This window comes from Streptococcus sp. 4155, from assembly GCF_013276695.1.
GTDB lineage: Bacteria > Bacillota > Bacilli > Lactobacillales > Streptococcaceae > Streptococcus > Streptococcus pseudopneumoniae.
Map to the genome: position 1 here is coordinate 1 of NZ_VMLM01000088.1, position 17,317 is coordinate 17,317.

The 17,317-nt window shown below is 39.7% G+C and carries 19 protein-coding genes and 1 pseudogene; 1 reads left to right on the forward strand and 19 read right to left on the reverse strand.

Translation table 11 applies throughout. The features are described 5' to 3' along the window. Positions 1–41: 41 nt before the first annotated feature. From HT715_RS10035 to HT715_RS10120, 19 genes are all read right to left on the reverse strand, one after another. Positions 42–452 carry an MORN repeat-containing protein gene (locus HT715_RS10035; protein ID WP_000429499.1) on the reverse strand — a complete coding sequence of 137 codons (411 nt, stop codon included), beginning with the start codon at positions 450–452 and terminating at the stop codon, positions 42–44. Position 453: 1 nt separating this feature from the next. Beyond that, the gene (locus HT715_RS10040; protein WP_000737440.1) at positions 454–882 is read right to left on the reverse strand and encodes a low molecular weight protein-tyrosine-phosphatase; all 429 of its coding nucleotides are present in this window, start codon (positions 880–882) and stop codon (positions 454–456) included. A gap of 45 nt (positions 883–927) precedes the next feature. Beyond that, a complete protein-coding gene (gene yajC / locus HT715_RS10045; RefSeq protein WP_001069051.1) occupies positions 928–1,227 on the reverse strand; it encodes a preprotein translocase subunit YajC in 300 nt (99 codons plus the stop codon). Between the two features lie 116 nt (positions 1,228–1,343). Then, positions 1,344–3,320, reverse strand: a complete 1,977-nt coding sequence (gene tkt, locus HT715_RS10050) for a transketolase (protein ID WP_054388132.1) — start codon at positions 3,318–3,320, stop codon at positions 1,344–1,346. A gap of 113 nt (positions 3,321–3,433) precedes the next feature. Then, positions 3,434–4,525 (reverse strand): L-ascorbate 6-phosphate lactonase, encoded by a 1,092-nt coding sequence (gene ulaG, locus HT715_RS10055; protein WP_138706442.1) that lies wholly within the window; start codon positions 4,523–4,525, stop codon positions 3,434–3,436. A gap of 111 nt (positions 4,526–4,636) precedes the next feature. Then, positions 4,637–6,310, reverse strand: coding sequence for a transcription antiterminator (locus HT715_RS10060; RefSeq protein WP_054388133.1), 1,674 nt, complete (start codon positions 6,308–6,310; stop codon positions 4,637–4,639). Positions 6,311–6,488: 178 nt separating this feature from the next. After that, positions 6,489–7,193, reverse strand: a complete 705-nt coding sequence (locus tag HT715_RS10065; RefSeq protein WP_054388134.1) for an L-ribulose-5-phosphate 4-epimerase — start codon at positions 7,191–7,193, stop codon at positions 6,489–6,491. A gap of 1 nt (position 7,194) precedes the next feature. Further along, the gene (locus HT715_RS10070) at positions 7,195–8,058 is read right to left on the reverse strand and encodes an L-ribulose-5-phosphate 3-epimerase (RefSeq protein ID WP_054388135.1); all 864 of its coding nucleotides are present in this window, start codon (positions 8,056–8,058) and stop codon (positions 7,195–7,197) included. A gap of 3 nt (positions 8,059–8,061) precedes the next feature. Next, entirely contained in the window at positions 8,062–8,727 is a 666-nt protein-coding gene (locus HT715_RS10075; RefSeq protein ID WP_000166727.1) for a 3-keto-L-gulonate-6-phosphate decarboxylase UlaD, read from the reverse strand. A gap of 16 nt (positions 8,728–8,743) precedes the next feature. Continuing rightward, entirely contained in the window at positions 8,744–9,229 is a 486-nt protein-coding gene (locus HT715_RS10080; RefSeq protein ID WP_001049927.1) for a PTS sugar transporter subunit IIA, read from the reverse strand. A 76-nt stretch (positions 9,230–9,305) separates the two neighbouring features. After that, positions 9,306–9,587, reverse strand: a complete 282-nt coding sequence (locus HT715_RS10085) for a PTS sugar transporter subunit IIB (protein WP_000241469.1) — start codon at positions 9,585–9,587, stop codon at positions 9,306–9,308. Positions 9,588–9,609: 22 nt separating this feature from the next. After that, positions 9,610–11,067: a PTS ascorbate transporter subunit IIC gene (locus HT715_RS10090; protein WP_050208199.1), complete on the reverse strand. Its 1,458-nt coding sequence runs from the start codon at positions 11,065–11,067 to the stop codon at positions 9,610–9,612. 130 nt (positions 11,068–11,197) lie between these two features. Further along, positions 11,198–11,821: a hypothetical protein gene (locus HT715_RS10095; RefSeq protein WP_023937019.1), complete on the reverse strand. Its 624-nt coding sequence runs from the start codon at positions 11,819–11,821 to the stop codon at positions 11,198–11,200. 50 nt (positions 11,822–11,871) lie between these two features. Then, positions 11,872–12,858 (reverse strand): RNA-binding cell elongation regulator Jag/EloR, encoded by a 987-nt coding sequence (gene jag / locus HT715_RS10100; protein ID WP_119946818.1) that lies wholly within the window; start codon positions 12,856–12,858, stop codon positions 11,872–11,874. Positions 12,859–12,875: 17 nt separating this feature from the next. Beyond that, positions 12,876–13,700, reverse strand: a complete 825-nt coding sequence (locus tag HT715_RS10105) for a membrane protein insertase YidC (protein ID WP_319932141.1) — start codon at positions 13,698–13,700, stop codon at positions 12,876–12,878. Continuing rightward, on the reverse strand, positions 13,675–14,046 hold the full coding sequence (rnpA, locus tag HT715_RS10110) for a ribonuclease P protein component (RefSeq protein WP_000739244.1): 372 nt from the start codon (positions 14,044–14,046) through the stop codon (positions 13,675–13,677). Before rnpA ends, HT715_RS10105 begins: the two co-directional genes overlap by 26 nt. Positions 14,047–14,062: 16 nt before the next feature. After that, positions 14,063–14,194 carry a hypothetical protein gene (locus tag HT715_RS12320; protein WP_000768904.1) on the reverse strand — a complete coding sequence of 44 codons (132 nt, stop codon included), beginning with the start codon at positions 14,192–14,194 and terminating at the stop codon, positions 14,063–14,065. Then, the gene (locus HT715_RS10115; protein ID WP_172922938.1) at positions 14,195–15,385 is read right to left on the reverse strand and encodes an acetate kinase; all 1,191 of its coding nucleotides are present in this window, start codon (positions 15,383–15,385) and stop codon (positions 14,195–14,197) included. Between the two features lie 49 nt (positions 15,386–15,434). Next, a complete protein-coding gene (locus HT715_RS10120; protein WP_054393044.1) occupies positions 15,435–16,388 on the reverse strand; it encodes a class I SAM-dependent methyltransferase in 954 nt (317 codons plus the stop codon). 347 nt (positions 16,389–16,735) lie between these two features. Here HT715_RS10120 and HT715_RS10125 point away from each other — a divergent pair. Further along, positions 16,736–17,317 (forward strand): annotated as a pseudogene (locus HT715_RS10125) (transposase family protein); the annotation flags it as partial.

Below are 17,317 nucleotides of genomic sequence, written 5' to 3' on the forward strand. Positions count from 1 at the left end.
TGGCTTGAAGCCATAATAATACCTCCTTTGATAAGGAGGCTTTATTTTTGTTGAAAAACGCCTTGTTTAAAAGTTCCTTCATAAACGACTTCTTGTTCTGTTGTTAGTTTCCCTTTTCCTTCAGCCTGACCATTTACAAAATCACCTTCGTAGGTCCAGCCTTCTTTAGATTGAAAGGTACCTTTTCCGTTGAAGGCTCCATTGTTGAAGCCACCTGTATATTGGTCTCCATTTTGGAAGGTAATGGTACCTTGACCATTCATTTTACCACGGACAAGACTGCCATCATAAACAATCGTTCCATTATCGAGTTTTAAGACACCTTTTCCTGGAATATTTAGAAAAAAGACGAGTACAGCACAGAAAACAATGGTAACTACTGCCAAAAGCTCTAAACGTGGACGAGTCAGATAGACACGATACTTTTCGTAAAAATTCGTAAGATTTTCCACCTTAACTCTCCTTTTCTAAACGTTCTAACCAAGCTTGACAGCCCTCTTGAACACGTCGATAGGTTTCTTCAAAATCTCCTGTATACCAAGGGTCTGGAACACTTTCAGATGAAAATGAGTAAATCTTATCTTGACAGTCTACTGGACACATCTGACGTAAGTCAGAAATATTTGAAGCGTCCATTCCGATAATATAATCAAAGGCTTCAAAATCTTCCTTACTAATCTGAAGCGATGTCTTGTTCTTGTCATAAGGAATCTCATACTCTTGAAAAATTCCCTGAGTCCCCTTATGAATCGGATTGCCATGTTCCCAAGAGGAAGTTGCTCGACTTTGGATTTCGTAGTTATCTGTCATTGATTTCATAACAAACTCGGCCATAGGGCTACGGCAAATATTTCCCAGACAGACAAAGACTAATTTTTTCATCCCATTTCCTTTCTTTTATAGAAAACGGGAGTTCGTGATCCCGTCTTATTTTTCAATTGCGCCTTCTAGTGAAGCTGTTTCTTTCAGCGGTAATACTGTCTTGATAGCAGCTAGTTCAAAAGTCAAGTAAACTCCATCTACGTCAAGAACTATTGTTCCCTTCTCCGTATCTACTTCATCGACTGTTCCATAAAGTCCACCGATTGTAATCACTTCATAGCCTTTTTGTAGTTTATTTAAGCTTTCCATACGCTTTTGAGCTTGTTTCTTTTGAGAGCGTTGCATAAAGAACATCAAGGCCATCATACCTACAAGCATGATTAAAAAAGTAATATTTGGATTCATTGTTTTCTCCTTTGTCTTTTACATAGGACTACTATATCAAATTTCAGCTACTTTTACAAGATTGTACCTTACTTTTCTGGTAAGAAAAACCAGAGCTTACGCCCTGATTTTTAGGATTATTTCAAGTTTCGAACAACTTTTACAAGATTTTCTACAGTAAAGCCATATTCTGCCAATACTTTTGGTGCTGGGGCAGAGGCTCCGAAGGTATCAATACCTAGAACGGCACCATCGAGACCAACATATTTGTACCAGTTTTGACTTGCACCCATTTCGACTGCAACACGACGGCGGACTGCATTTGGAAGAATCTCTTCCTTGTAAGCTGCATCTTGTTTATCAAAGACATCTGTAGATGGCATGCTGACTACGCGGATTTTTTCGCCTTGACTAGCCAATTCTTTAGCAGCTGAGACAGCAAGATTAACCTCTGAACCTGTCGCAATCAAGATGGTATCAAAGTCGGCTGCATTTTCATATACAACATAAGCACCTTTAGCAACCTTGTCGAAGTCTGTTCCATCTTCAACAGTCAAGTTTTGACGTGTCAAGACAAGGGCAGTTGGTGTTTTCTCACTTGTCACTGCAAGGTACCAAGCTGCTTGCGTTTCACGCGCATCTGCTGGACGGAAAACATTTAGATTTGGCATAGCACGAAGACCTGCTAAATGCTCAACTGGTTCGTGAGTCGGACCATCTTCCCCAACTGCGATTGAATCATGGGTAAAGACATAAGTCACAGGAAGTCCTTGTAAGGCTGACAAGCGGACAGCTGCCTTCACATAGTCAGAGAAGACGAAGAAAGTTCCACCGTATACACGAAGTCCACCATGAAGGGCCATCCCGTTCAAGATTGTTCCCATTGCAAATTCACGAACACCAAACTGAATGTTACGATTCAAGCGATTGGTATCGTCTTGAAGTCCATCCGTCTTGATATAAGTCATGTTTGAGTGAGCAAGGTCAGCTGATCCACCTAGGAAGGTTGGTAATTTAGCTGCCACAACATTCAAGGCATCTTGACTTGAATTACGAGTTGCTTGAGAAAAACCATTTTCTAAAGCTGGGAAGTCTGCTGGAGTCACTTCGACTGGATCACGTCCGTCGATGATGGCTTCTACTTCTGCAGCCAGTTCTGGATGAGCTTCTTTATAATCTGCAACTAATTTAGTCCAAGCTTGATAAGCTGATGCGCCACGGTCTGCAACATGTTCTTTGAAATCAGCATATACTTGTTCTGGAATTTCAAATGGTTCGTAGTCCCAACCGAGGGCTTGACGAGTTGATGCAGTTTCATCTGCTCCAAGAGGGGCGCCGTGTACAGCATTAGTTCCTTGTTTGTTTGGAGAACCGTATCCAATAACCGTCTTCACTTCAATCAAAGATGGCTTGCCTGAAGCTTTTGCTGTTTCGATAGCAGCATGGATGGCTTCCAAGTCTGTTCCATTTTCAACCAAGGCAGTATGCCAACCGTAGGCATTGTAACGGTCACGAACACTTTCTGTAAAGGAATCCTTTGTCTCACCATCCAAGTTGATATCATTTGAATCATAAAGAACAACCAACTTATCAAGTTTTTGCAAACCTGCGTATGAAGCTGCCTCGCTTGAGACACCTTCCATCAAGTCTCCGTCTCCACAGATAACGTAAGTATAGTGGTCAAAGATATTGTAGCCTTCACGGTTATATTTGGCTGCCAAGAAACGTTCTGCTTGGGCAAAACCAGTAGCAGTTGAAATCCCTTGCCCTAGAGGACCTGTCGTAGCATCAATCCCTGCCGTATGACCAAATTCTGGGTGACCTGGTGTTTTTGAACCCCATTGACGGAAACTCTTAATCTCATCCATGCTGACATCTTCAAAACCAGAAAGGTGAAGAAGAGCATAAAGGAGCATTGAACCATGACCTGCTGAAAGAATAAAGCGGTCACGGTTGATCCAGTTTGGTTGAGCTGGATTGATACGAAGTTGTTTTGTAAAGAGGCTGTAAGCCATCGGAGCCGCTCCCATAACCACACCTGGGTGACCTGAGTTGGCTTTGTTGATAGCGTCAATACCTAGGAAACGAATTGCATTAACAGATAGATTTGACATAGAATTTCCTTTCTATTTGAGGTGATTAGTGAATCACACATTCTATTTTACTATTATATGAAAATTATCCGTATCATGCAACATACGGATAACCTCCAAAGAATATTTTTATATTATAGCAAAGCTTTAAATTGAATGTTAGAGTCTTGTTCAAAACAATCGTCAAAACCACGTGGATGATGGTATTCTACTAAGTGTTGATCTTGAGGATAAGTATACTTACCGCCAACTTCCCAGATAAATGGATGGAAATCGTATTGCAAGCGATCTTTTCGCATTTTCCAAAGTTCTAGAATCTCATTAGTAGAAGCCATGAAGTTAGACCAGATATCATAGTGAACTGGGATAATGACTTTGGTACGCAGATTTTCTGCCATACGAAGAAGGTCGATAGATGTCATTTTGTCTTGGATACCTACCGGATTTTCACCATAGTTATTCAAAGCAACATCAATTTTAAAGTCTTTACCATGTTTTGCAAAATAGTTTGAGAAGTGAGAATCTGCACCATGATAGATGGTTCCACCTGGTGTTTCAAAGATATAGTTAACAGCCTTTTGAGCCATTTCTTCATCTGTAACAGCTAAGCCAGCAAGTTCACCGCCTGTCTCATCAGCACCGTTCACTGGGAGAGTTACCAAGCAAGTACGGTCAAATGATTCTACTGCATGAATCTTCATATCTTTTAATTCGATAGTGTCACCTGGCTTCACAACGATGATACGTTCTTTTGGAACACCCCATCCTTCCCAGATTCGTCCACAGTGGTAAGGACCGATAAACTTAACATGCTCTAACTTAGGATTGTTGAGAATTGCTGCAGCTGTGTATGGGTCGATATGATCACTATGGAAGTGTGAAACTAAGTAATAGTCTAGTTCGTTGATAGCAAATGGATCGATAACCATTGGCTGAACACGCAAGTTTGGTTGCAACTTACGAACACCAGCCATATTTGCCATTTGGTGCCCACGAACCATATCTTTCACTTTTTTGGTTGATTTTCCACGATTTGACCAAAGGTCCATGACAACGTTAGCACCACCTGGTGTCTTAATCCAAGTACCACAATTGCCTAGCCACCACATGGCAAAGTTGCCTTCAGCTACGACTTCTTCTTCTATTTCTTCGTTGAGCCAGGTCCCCCACTCTGGGAAAGTAGCTAAAATCCATGACTCTCTTGTAATTTCTTTGACGTTTGGCATATGTTGCCTCCTTTGGATATAATTGTTATCTTTGAGATTAGTATACCACCCTTCAAAACACTAAAAAAGACCAAGAAAAACACAGGTTTGTGTTCATCATTGGACTGTCCTTCAAATATCTTCCAAAAAAGCTTGAACTACTATTTCTTGATTTATAAGTGTTTGAACCTCTTCTTGGAACTTACTAGCCAACTTGCTGTCTACAATATAAGACGAAATAAGACTAGAAAGATTTTCACTGAAACTTTTGCCCTCATTACGAAATATATTGTGTTTAAGATAGTCTAGCATTTTCAAAATATCTTCTGCTTCAAGGATAGGATTAACCCTTAAAATCGGAAATCTGCTATCCAAATCATCATTAGTAGTAATCACTACATCAACTTGTGCAATATCTTCCACACTCTTAAATTGTTCTGTTGTAAATACAGTGTCAATTTGCTCATTTGGAAAATAAAGTTTGCATTGTTTCAGCAAAAGTCTCGAAACCGCAACACCTTCATCACAAACGAGATAAACTTTTTTCATATTTTTTTGAGACGATGGTGTATACTTTAAAAATCCTCCAATATGGATCGTCAAATAGGCAATATCATCGTCTGTTAGCCGAATAAACCATGCTCCTTCTAAAATTTCCGCAGATTTTCTAGTGACTAAAAATAATTCTCCATACTTGGATCGAATTTGTTTTGTTAGAGGATTTTTAGAAAAAATACCGTAAGTCTTTCTAAATAACAAGGCTTTACAGTGGATCATCAAATTTCGTAACAAATCATCCTTGTTCTCAATCTCCATTCGGATTTGTGATTCAAAATACCAGATAAATTCTTCTAAAGCAAGTTTTAATTGCCGAAAATCATCACTTTCTGCATGAATATCCAAATCTTTACGATAGGAGAGGAGGAGAACAGCTACAAGAGAAACTTCAAGTCCTGACAAAGAAATTTCAAACTTTTGAAACAACCGTTCTCCTAACTTCTTAGACACCTGATACTCTATTCTTTTTCTTATCAAAGCAAATTCTTTCTCTATATCCTGATGTCTTTCTTGATACTGTTCAACATTATGACAGCTTAACAGCAAATAAGGTAGAACCTGCAACATAAAAGTTATTTCATGATGGTTTATTTTCTTCCCTAAATCTTGTTCAACTAAAGGAACCTGTTCCTTAAAAAATTGGTTCATTTCAACAGAAAGCAAACACTCATCATCTAACCTCTCTTTCATCTTATCTTCTAAAATAGATACAAAAGTGGCATTTTCTTCCATAAAAATATGATATAGAAGCGATTGAAGATACTGAATTTTATTAAGAGGGTGGGCATGAAGGTGGTATCCCTGTGACTTGCTCACTTGCAAGATCACCTGATATTGTTCCAAAGTTAGTTGATAACGAATACTATTCAAATCATTGAGAACAGTATTCCTAGATACCTCTGTTAACTCTATCAATTTTTCAATCGTAATACGTTCTTTAGAAATACCTATCCATAGTAACATTATCATCATACGTTCATGCGCACTCATGATATAATCGTACGAATCTACTTCCGATAATAGTTTACAACAAGCATCTCTCTGCTCTTCCGTTAAGTGAATACCAATTCGTGGAATACTAATGATGTGAAGCGCCTCGTCACCCAGAGCAGCATTGATTTTGTCAATGTGATAATAAATTTTCCTTCTTGACTCTTTCAAATCTTTCGAAATCGCCATAATCGTTTTGGACGTTTCTTGATCCATCAAATATTGAAGCAAATCACAACTTGCCTTATCCAGTACCATATTAAAAAATCCCCCAAATCTATTGATATCACAGCAATTCTTTTTATTTTACCATATATATATCAAGCGCTATTTCTAAAAAATCTTTTAAAATTACTTCAACTCCAACTTTACTCTCAATAAAAATCAAATGTAAAAAGAGGAGCTAAATTTATCTTTTTCTCCTCCTTCATCGTTCTTACTTTTGACCATAATAAGCATTTGGTCCATGTTTACGTTGGTAGTGTTTTTCTAGTATGTACTGGGGAGCAGGTCCAACTCTTGGATTGATTTGTTCTGTAAAGCGATTCATCTTTGATACTTCCTCTAGTACGACAGAGTGATAAACAGCATTCTCTGGATTTTTGCCCCAGGTGAATGGACCGTGATTGCGTACAACAATTCCTGGTACTTCAACCGGGTTAAGTCCGCGATGTTCAAACTCTTCTACGATAACCAGGCCAGTATCTTTTTCATAGGCCACTTCTACTTCGTCCTTGGTCAAACTACGGGCGCAAGGGATTGAACCGTAGAAATAATCTGCATGGGTTGTTCCGTAGAAAGGAATATCACGACCTGCCTGAGCCCAACCAACAGCTTCTGTCGAATGGGTGTGAACCACACTACCAATTTCTGACCAAGCCTTATATAATTGCACATGAGTTGGGAGGTCGGAAGATGGTCTTAAATCCCCTTCTAGGATCTTACCATATAGATCAGTCACTACCATGTTTTCAGGTGTCAATTCGTCATAATCCACGCCTGATGGTTTGATAACAATGACACCGAGTTCGCGATTGACTTCAGATACATTCCCCCAGGTAAATTTGACAAGTCCATGTTTTGGCAATGATTGATTGGCATCACAGACTCGTTTACGCATAGCATTGATTACTTGATTCATCTTACATCAAACCTGCTTTCTTAATGAGTGGATAGAGAAAAGCTTGCGCCTCTTGAATGGCTGCGCGTGTTTCTTCTACTGTTTCACAATTTTCAGACCACATTTCGATTAGGAAAGGTCCATTATAATTGGTTTCCTTTAAAATATCGAAAGCTTCTTCCCATTTGACACAACCTTGCCCAAAAGGTACATCTCGGAACTGGCCCTTTGAACTTTCTGTCACTGCATAAGTATCCTTGAGATGGAGAGCTGCGATGGCATGATGACCAAGATAAAACTCACTATAGATATCATTATGCCATGCAGACACATTACCAATATCTGGATACACAAAGAGGAAGGGAGAGTCAATCTCTTTTTCTATAGCCAAATATTTTTCGATGCTATTGATGAAAGGATCATCCATAATTTCAATAGCAAGTACCACCTGAGCTTCTTCAGCCCAATCACAGGCTTTTCTCAAATTTTTGATAAAACGTTGGCGTGTCTGGGGTGACTTTTCCTCATAGTAAACATCGTAACCAGCTAATTGAATCGTACGAACTCCCAAGTCTTGAGCTAATTCGATACATTTTTTCATGAGTTCTAGAGATTTTTCCTCTAGAACTGGATCTTTTGAACCCAATGAGTAGCGACGATGGCCTGAAAAACAGATAGAAGGAATACGAACACCAGTTTCATAGATTGCTTTGACAACTTCCAAGCGTTCTTCCTTACTCCAGTCAAGTCTTGCTAAACGCTCGTCACGTTCGTCAATAGACATCTCGACAAAATCAAAGCCTAACTCCTTGGCAAAATTTAAACGTTCTAGCCAAGTACAGTGTGTTGGGGTTGCCTTTTCATAAATTCCAATTGGACGTACCATGATTTACCCCCAAATTCGTTTGATTTCATCCTTGAAGGCACGCGCTGCTCCTGCTGGATCCGCAGCCTCTGTAATTCCACGACCTGCGATAAAGGTAAAGACATCAACACCTTCAAAGAGTTTGAGAGTATCTACATCTAGACCACCTGTTACAGATACACGGAAGCCCATGTCAATGAGTTTTTTAACCTTATTAAGGTCTTTTTCACCCCAAGTTTCACCAGCAAGAAGAGCATCACGAGATTGGTGATAAATAGCTTGTGAAATACCTGCATCTAGCCAAAGCTGAGCTTGTTCAAAAGTCCAATCGCCATAAAGCTCGATCTGGATTTCGCCTCGTTCTCCTCGTTCAGTCTTGATAGCCTTTAGAGCTGCTTCCATAGTAGGGATGGTTGCACAACAGATACAAGTCATCCAGTCTGCTCCACGAACCGCATTATTTTTAGCAACTGTTCCACCAGCATCAGCACATTTTGTGTCTGCCACAATAATCTTATCTGGGAAAAGGCTACGCAAGACTTCAGCCAGTTCACTTCCAACTTGAAGCAAGCAAACAGTTCCAGCTTCGATAATATCTACTTCCTGACCAACAGAAACAGCTGCTTTAATCGCTCCTTGCAAGTCTGAATGGTCTAATGCAACTTGTAAATTAGGTATTCTTTTTGTCATTTCTTTATTCCTCTTTCTAACTTTCCAAATCCAATCCTTCGAGATAAGGGCTATCCTTAGATTCTTCAATCATAGCCAAGACATCTTCTTTAGTCTGGCAAGCCTGTAAACGTGCAATAGAATCGTCTAATTCAAACAGGGCAATAATTTGTGGAATGGCTACACTTGTGTGAATTTTTGAGCTTGTTGCTGCTAGTGCCAACAAAACAGATACCTCTTTCCCATCTGAAAATACAACAGGATTTTGTAAGGTAATCAATGAAAAGGCATCACTTTGCACACCAGCTTCAGGTCTAGCGTGGGGCATAGCCATACCTGGCATCAAGATATAGTAAGGCCCATACTCTTCAGTCGATTCAATGATAGCATCGTAATACTCTGGCAAAATTGCCCCACTTTCAATCAAGGGATCTACTGCTACCTTGACTGCTTCTTTCCAATCGTTAGCCTCTAAACCTAGTCGGATCGAGTCGTTGTCAATTAAAGCTTGTTTTAAATTCATATCTGCCTCCTTTATTTAAAGAGGGAGAAGGACAGAAACGATAACTCTCAGTTTCTGTCCAGCCCCCTCCAACCTTTTACTGTAGTGCTTGACTGAGTTTTTCGGTGATTTCTTTATCATCCATCAAGTTATCAAGCCCAATTAACTTCCCATTAGTTCGCCCTTCCAATTCTTGAATCAAATGAAGAGAAGCGATTACGATGTCATATCCTACTGCTAAACCTTTAGCTTCACCGACACTGCATGAATTGACTGTAAAATCTGTTTGATTAAGCTTACGGAGAGCATTTTCAACCTTCATCTTGATAACCATTGATGAACCCATTCCATTTCCGCACGCTGCTAATACTTTAACCATTTTATTTCTCCTTTTCTAGATACTAAGCTTCTTCTTGAACTTCACCGTTGTAATATTTCTCTTTATCTTTTGCTTTGGCAAATTGAAGTTGAGGAATAACAAGCAAGAAGAGACACACAAGTACATAACCAACAATAGCAAGGTATTTGAAGATATATCCAAATCCAAGCCATGGGAATTCAAAGTCGATATTTCCATGGTAGCCACCATAAGATGCCAAATCGAGAAGGGCCACACAAAGAGCTCCTAGAGCAACTTGAAGGACGCCTGATATAAAGGAAAGGATAACAGCCGCTTTCCATCCGCCGCGTTTATCAGCGTAGACCGCAATGGCTGCATTGTCAAAGAACACTGGTACAAATCCTGTAATAATAAGAATCGGATTTTTAAAGACGATGAGCAAGACAATTGTAATCAATTGACCAATCAAACCAAAGGTAAATCCTGACAAGACAGCATTTGGAGAACCAAATCCATAAGAAGCTGCAACGTCAACCGCTGGGAATGAACCTGGCAACAATTTGTTTGAAATACCTTGGAAGGCGTTTGTCAACTCAGATACGAACATTCGGACACCTTGCATCAAAACGAACAAGTAAACTGAGAAGGTAAAGGCTGTTTGGATAATGTACATAAAGAAATCTTGTTTAGCAGGATTGAATAGAGTTCCTGAAGTGATGACTTCTTTATTAGACATAATGTCTGGACCCAAGATTAAAAGAATGGCTCCGAAGAATACGAGCATCAAGGTAGCAGATGCAACAACTGTATCGTGGAAGATTGAGAGGAACTTAGGTAATTTAAGATTGTCTAAACTTTCTTCTTTCTTACCAAAGCGTCCTGCTACTTTATCTACAAACCAGATTGCAAATTGCTGTTGGTGACCAATCGCAAATCCGCCACCACCAGTCAAGCGTTGAGTTGCCTCAACAGTCATATTTGAACTAACTGCCCAGTAAAGTCCACAGATGATACCAATCGCTGCTGTACCGTAAGCATTGCGCAATTGTGGTACTAAGAATAGAACCATAAGAGATACTGTTGCAGCTTGTTGTACCATGATGTGACCAGTAATAAAGAGGGTTCTTACCTTCGTAATCTTTCGAAGAGCTACGAGCAAGATATTTATTCCGAAACCAATCAATAGAGCTGTAGTTGCAGTTCCAACAAAATCTGGAAACTCTGCTGCAATTTTGTTGTTTGCTGCAGCAAGTCCAAAGTAAGGGTCGATAACCGCTGCACCAATTTGGAATTTGTAGTTAAGGGCTGCTAAGATTGGACGGAAGGTTGTAACCAAACCACCAGCACCCACGTTAAGCAACATATACCCTACTGTTGCTTTAACAAACCCTGAGAAAACGTCATGGGCAGGTTTTTTCAAAAGTGCGTATCCTATCAACACCAATAAACCTACGAAAAATGCGGGATTCTGCAAAATATTGCTAGAAAACCAATTTAGAACACTTGAAACGACTTCCATAATTGTTCTCCTTTTGAATTGTTTTTGTAAGTTTATTATATAATGCGAAAGCGCAAACAAAAAGACCAAGAATTACACAGCGGACTGTTCACTCTTGGACTGTATGATTTATGATGTTTTACAAATTATCTTATTTTCTCGTAGCTAGATAATAGGGAAGAATTTTAGAATAAGACTTCAATAAGCCTTCTACGATTTCTTCTTCAGACGAATTTTCTGTCACAGGAACGTCTGCCTTCACTAAAACTTTACGGACTTCTTGGCTGCCTATCTTCTCGACTAAAGTGCGACGATTTTCTTCGTTCGCCTCCCACCGTTGACTTTGACCATCAGAGTAGGCTAGATAATAAATCCCTTTAACGGTTGGAATGTCTAAAACTTTGGCCTGCTTGCCCAGTGTTTGCTCATCCTTCTTACGCTCGATGAAACTGACTTCCAAAGAAATTCCAAAGTCAGTAGATGTCCCATACAAACGTAAGGCCATCATAGGTTCTGTCACTTGTCCGTCTCTCTGTAGATAAACCCAAAAATGTGGTCTCAAACGCTGGGCCTGATTCATCCACTGACTAGTCTGTTGGAGTTGCCATTCTGGATGGCTTGCTTGAAAGGCTTTGGCCAGTTCTGTAAAAGCCTTTCGTGCCTCTTGGCCTTTATAGCGCAATTCCAGCATCTTCTCTCGCTCTGCTCCCGCTTTATCAGGATTACGGTACTGCAAACCAGCAAAGTCTAAATAATCTCTTATCTTATTCAGCATCCGTTTCATCTCCTCTAGCTAGCAAAAAATCAGGATAAACCTGATTTTACTTATTCTGTATCTACAACGACATAGCGATTGGGCTCGTCACCCTCAGAGTAACTAGTCACGCCATCCATACGTGAAATAATACGGTGGATAATCTTGCGTTCGCTATTTGACATGGGATCTGTTTGATGACTGCGGCCTTCTTCTAAAACACGAGTCGCCAATTTTTGCGCATAGGTCTGCAAGACTTCTGCACGGTGTTCAACATAATCATTGACATTGATTGTAATATAGAAGGTTCTTGAATAGCTATTATAAAGATAATTTTGAGCCAACAGTTGCAAGGACTTCAAGACTTTACCATGGTAACCGATAATACGACCTGGTTCGTTGGTGTTAATTTGTAGATTGATGCTACGACGGTTATAGTCATTTGAAATCGTCGCCTCAACGTCCATATAATCAATAATTGTTTGAACATAAGTCGTTACTTCCGTAGCTACTTGTTCAATATCAAAGCTTGGTCCAACTTTCAAGCCCATCTCTGTCAGGTCTTGATTTTCAGTCTGGTCTTGCTCAGTTTCAAGGTCATCAGCGCCCTCATCTTCCCTCATCGCTTCCTCGATTTGAAGTTCATTTAAAATCTCAATGTGACCAGTTTCTTCTAAGATAGTGCTGGCATGTCTTTCATGTTTTAAGATTTCAGCCTTGACTTCATCAGAAATACCTTGGCCTTCTTCCTCAATCTTTTTAATTGCCTCTACAACATGACCCAAATCAACGGTCGCTTCACTAACTGTTTTAACAGGCTCATTCAAATCATTGATTTGTTTTGGAACTCCCTTTACAGCTTGTTGATTTGCTTTGACAACAGTCGTTTCACTAATCGCTTCAATATGCACTTGGGCTGGTTTTTTACCAAATAAACCAAGAAAGCCTTTTTTCTCCCTAGAAATGACTTTAATATGTGCCTTCTTCCTTGGAATATCTAATTCTTTCAATCCTTTTTGGATTGCTTCTTCAACAGTTGAACCTGTAAATACTACCATTACCAGATTCCTCCTTATTATTTCGTTTTCTGAGCCTTTTTCTTGGCTTTTCTTTTTCTATTTTCCAAATCTTTCTGTGCCTGTACTACAGCCTCGCGCTCTGCGATAATCTTGAATGGATTGTTCAAGAAATAGGTTTGCAAGACTTGATAAGCATTAGACACTGTCCAGTATAGGGCGACTCCACCTGGCGCATAAACTGCAAAGATAAAAATCAAGACTGGAATCCCATACATCATCGCAGTCGTAGCGCCATTTCGCTCAGACAAAGCTTTGTTGGACAACCAAGTACTTAAAAAGGTGAATACTGCTGCTAAAATCGGAAGAACAAGGGTTGTATCCACACTACCAAGGTTAATCCATAAGAAATGACCTGTCTTTAAAAAGTCAACTCTTGATAGGGCTTGGAACAGGGCCAAAATAACCGGCATCTGAATCAAAATCGGCCAAAGAGAGTCTGACTGTCTGACACCCATTTCTTTAAATACTTTACGCATTTCCTGCTCTAGTTTGGTTCTGCTTTCCATATCTCGACCTGGATATTGTTCTCGAAGCGCCTTAATGCGTGGCTGAGCTTCCTGCATTTTCCTAGAAGCCACCATTTGCACCTGAAAGACTGGCAAGAGGACTGTACGAATCAAGACCGTAAAGAGAATAATCCCCACTCCGATACTAATATCAAACGATAAAAAGCGAATGATTTCCGCAAAGAAGTAAACCAATTTACTCCAAAAAACAGCCGAATCGGCTGTAATATCGCTAGTTACCCCATTAGTCGCACAGGCTGTCATGATCAATAGAGACAGTCCTAGCAAACTAGTCAACTTTAGTTTCTTTTTCACTCCCATTTCCTTCCTGGTAAATCTTTGATAATTTTAATACGTGGAGTAGATTTTTCTCCATCTCTGCGTATCCCAAGGTTTCAACCCCTTTTCGAGCAATGACAACAAAGTCGACATCTTCTACCAGACTCCCTTTTGCATTCTGGATAATATGTCGGATTCGTCTCTTGATTTGATTTCTAGTGACCGCATTCCCCAGCTTTTTGCTAACTGATAGACCTACTCGAAAATGATTTTTCTGGTTTTCTAGTTGGTAGACGACAAATTTGCGATTGGCAAAACTTGTCCCCTCCTTGAAAATCGCCTTAAAATCTTTCTCTCTTTTTACACGAAAGTTTTTCTTCAAAACTCAACTCCATCTATTAAATTACTACTATTATACCATATTTTTCAAAAAAGCCAATCATAGCAAGGTTTTGGACAATTTCATCAGAAAAAGAAGCTGGAAAAATAACTTTCCCAACTCCTTGTATTGAATATTTTTTTAGTTTCACTTATTTTTTCAAGCGTTCAACGTCACGGGCAATGACTAATTCTTCATCTGTTGGAATAACCAAGACACGGATTTTAGCTGCCTCTGTTGAGATGTCTCCTGTAACGCCAAAGACATTCTTTTCATCATCAACATCACAACCAAACCACGAAATCCCTGAGATTACATCACGACGGAAATTCTCTGCATTTTCACCGACACCTGCTGTGAAAACAATGGCATCTGCTCCATTTAGCACTGCAAGGTACTGACCGATATGTTTTTGAATACGGTCAACATACATTTCATAAGCCAAGCTAGCGTCGTGATTCCCTTCTGCTACAGCAGCTTCTATGTCACGCATATCGCTAGAATTAGCAGAAACTCCCAAAAGACCCGATTCACGATTAAGAACACTACTGATATCTTCTGGTGTATTAAAATCCTCTGTATATTGCATTAAATAAGGAATGATAGCTGGATCAATGTCCCCTGTACGCGTTCCCATCATAATACCACCCAGAGGAGTGAAGCCCATAGAAGTGTCAACAGATTTGCCGGCTTTCACAGCTGTAATTGAGCCTCCGTTACCAATATGACAGGTAATCAACTTCAAGTCTTCTAATGGACGTCCCAAGAGTTTTGCAGCTTCTCCTGCTACAAACTGGTGACTTGTACCATGAGCACCGTATTTACGAACCTTGTTTTCTGTGTAATATTTTGTTGGTAGAGGGTAGCGATAAGCTTTCTCTGGCATAGTTGCGTGGAAGGAAGTATCAAAAACAACTACACTGGTAATGTCTGGCAACAATTCCTTGAAGGCACGAACACCTGCTGCATTGGCTGGATTGTGGAGAGGAGCCAACAAACTCAACTCTTCAACTTTTTCTAAAACATCCCCCTCAACAACTGTTGATTCTTTGAAATATTCTCCACCCGCAACAACACGGTGTCCAACACCTGTAATCTCATCATAAGCCTTGATAATATCGAAACGAATCAAGTCATCCAATAAGATTTTAACAGCTTGTGTGTGATTTTCGATATCTAAAATTTGTTGTTCAGAACGGCCATCAAATTTTACAGTTGAAATTGAATCTTTCAAACCGATACGTTCAATCAAGCCTTTCGCCAATACTTTTTCTTCTGGCATTAAGTATAATTGCCATTTTAAACTTGAACTTCCTGCATTTATTGCGATTGTTTTTGTCATTATCAATTACCTCTTTTAAGCGTTTTCAACTATTATAACAAAATCTATTTTATATTTCAGTACCTTTGCTCCAATTTTGAAAATTTTCTTTGAATTTCATTAAAATGCTTGCATCTTGCAAGCTAGCAAGTGGATACACAAAAGGCTCTACTGCTATTTCATTTTTCTTCTGTAAGATAAAAATAGCCTTAGATTGGTTGACATTGGCAAAGAGATTTTCAGGCAGACTAATCATAGCAACCAGACTCGCCTCTTCTTTCAGCCACCCTTTTAACAAATCACTTTGAGGGCTGGTCAACAAATCACTCGGAGCTAGAAAAATAGCGTATCCGTCTAACTTGAGATACTTAAGCCCTTGTTCCATGAGCAAGTGATGGGCGTAAGTATATTCTTGGCTAGAAGCAACTTGATGACGCGACGCAACGGCATCATCAGGATAATAGCCGACCGGCAAGTCGCTGATGACCACATCGCTTTCTTTGAGCATTTGTGGACGAACGGCATCTCCTTGGACAAAGCCAGCCTGCAATCCGATCACGTCTGCCATGCTAGCTGCCAAATCAATCAGCAAATCATCCACTTCCATTCCCAAGTAATCCACCTTTTTATCAAGCGAGGTCAAGAAAGTAGCGCCCAGAATTCCCATGCCAGAACCCATTTCGAGGATAGTGATTTCTTCCTCTGTAAACAACTCTTCCACAATAAACACCAAAAGCAAGGCAATAGCATCCGGTGTAAACTGGTGATTGGCCTGTAGAGGCTCTGTCTGCCCAGCCTTCATCAAGAGAAATTGGTAGGTCTTGAGCCATTCTTCTTTGCGAAGCGATAAACGTTTAAGAACCTGATTGTTGTCTTTGACCTGATTTAGCTCAGTTTCACCGTCCAGATAGATGCTATTTTGCTCCACCAAGGCGTCATAAAAGTTGGTCGTCAAATCATTTTGGATGACTTGGACATTCTCTAGTAAATAGGTATAAGCTTGTTCAATTTTTTCAAAATCCATATTCCTATCTTACCAAATTTCCCTTCTTTTTTCCATCCTTATAGAAAGTCCTATATGAAAGAGTATAAATGACAAGTTGGGCATCTAAATCTGACAGCAAAAGTTTCGTTGAATTTATTTCTATTGACCCTTGGTAGGGATGTTTATTACGACAAATGGTCATAGAAATATAGCCGCCCAACTTCCCTAGAGAAAAAACGAAGCATGAATTGACTTACTATTTTTACAGAGTTTTCCAAGTGTTATACTAAGTTTCCATTTATATCTTTTCCCATTTTCCCAACAAAATTTTAAAGAGTTTTTATTTATTAGACTTCCTGCGAAACAAAACATGGTATAGTAGTTCTATGAATTATGAAGCAAGTAAACAACTAACTGATGCACGATTCAAGCGTCTTGTTGGTGTTCAGCGCACGACTTTTGAAGAGATGTTAGCTGTATTAAAAACAGCTTATCAAGGTAAACACGCAAAAGGGGGACGAAAACCTAAACTAAGCCTAGAATACCTTCTTATGGCGACTTCAATATGTGCGAGAATATCGAACTTATGAAGAAATTGCGGCTGATTTTGGTATTCACGAAAGCAACTTAATCCGTCGGAGTCAATGGGTTGAAGTAACTCTTGTTCAAAGTGGTTTTACGATTTCAAGACCTCCTCTCAGTTCTGAGGACACGGTAATGATTGATGCGACGGAAGTAAAAATCAATCGCCCTAAAAAAACAATTAGCGAATGATTCTGGTAAAAAGAAATGCCACGCTATGAAGGCTCAGGCGATTGTCACAAGTCAAGGGAGAATTGTTTCTTTGGAGCTCGCTGTGAACTATTGTCATGATATGAAGTTGTTCAAAATGAATCGCAGAAATATCGGACAAGCTGGTAAAATCTTGGCTGACAGTGCTTATCAAGGGCTCATGAAGATATATCCTC

Excerpts from the sequence above, each read along its gene's own strand:
- HT715_RS10040 (WP_000737440.1), bottom strand. The coding sequence starts at position 882 with ATGAAAAAATTAGTCTTTGTCTGTCTGGGAAATATTTGCCGTAGCCCT.
- yajC (WP_001069051.1), bottom strand. The coding sequence starts at position 1,227 with ATGAATCCAAATATTACTTTTTTAATCATGCTTGTAGGTATGATGGCC.
- tkt (WP_054388132.1), bottom strand. The coding sequence starts at position 3,320 with ATGTCAAATCTATCTGTTAATGCAATTCGTTTCCTAGGTATTGACGCT.
- ulaG (WP_138706442.1), bottom strand. The coding sequence starts at position 4,525 with ATGCCAAACGTCAAAGAAATTACAAGAGAGTCATGGATTTTAGCTACT.
- HT715_RS10060 (WP_054388133.1), bottom strand. The coding sequence starts at position 6,310 with ATGGTACTGGATAAGGCAAGTTGTGATTTGCTTCAATATTTGATGGAT.
- HT715_RS10065 (WP_054388134.1), bottom strand. The coding sequence starts at position 7,193 with ATGAATCAAGTAATCAATGCTATGCGTAAACGAGTCTGTGATGCCAAT.
- HT715_RS10070 (WP_054388135.1), bottom strand. The coding sequence starts at position 8,058 with ATGGTACGTCCAATTGGAATTTATGAAAAGGCAACCCCAACACACTGT.
- HT715_RS10075 (WP_000166727.1), bottom strand. The coding sequence starts at position 8,727 with ATGACAAAAAGAATACCTAATTTACAAGTTGCATTAGACCATTCAGAC.
- HT715_RS10080 (WP_001049927.1), bottom strand. The coding sequence starts at position 9,229 with ATGAATTTAAAACAAGCTTTAATTGACAACGACTCGATCCGACTAGGT.
- HT715_RS10085 (WP_000241469.1), bottom strand. The coding sequence starts at position 9,587 with ATGGTTAAAGTATTAGCAGCGTGCGGAAATGGAATGGGTTCATCAATG.
- HT715_RS10090 (WP_050208199.1), bottom strand. The coding sequence starts at position 11,067 with ATGGAAGTCGTTTCAAGTGTTCTAAATTGGTTTTCTAGCAATATTTTG.
- HT715_RS10095 (WP_023937019.1), bottom strand. The coding sequence starts at position 11,821 with ATGCTGAATAAGATAAGAGATTATTTAGACTTTGCTGGTTTGCAGTAC.
- jag (WP_119946818.1), bottom strand. The coding sequence starts at position 12,858 with ATGGTAGTATTTACAGGTTCAACTGTTGAAGAAGCAATCCAAAAAGGA.
- HT715_RS10115 (WP_172922938.1), bottom strand. The coding sequence starts at position 15,385 with ATGACAAAAACAATCGCAATAAATGCAGGAAGTTCAAGTTTAAAATGG.
- HT715_RS10120 (WP_054393044.1), bottom strand. The coding sequence starts at position 16,388 with ATGGATTTTGAAAAAATTGAACAAGCTTATACCTATTTACTAGAGAAT.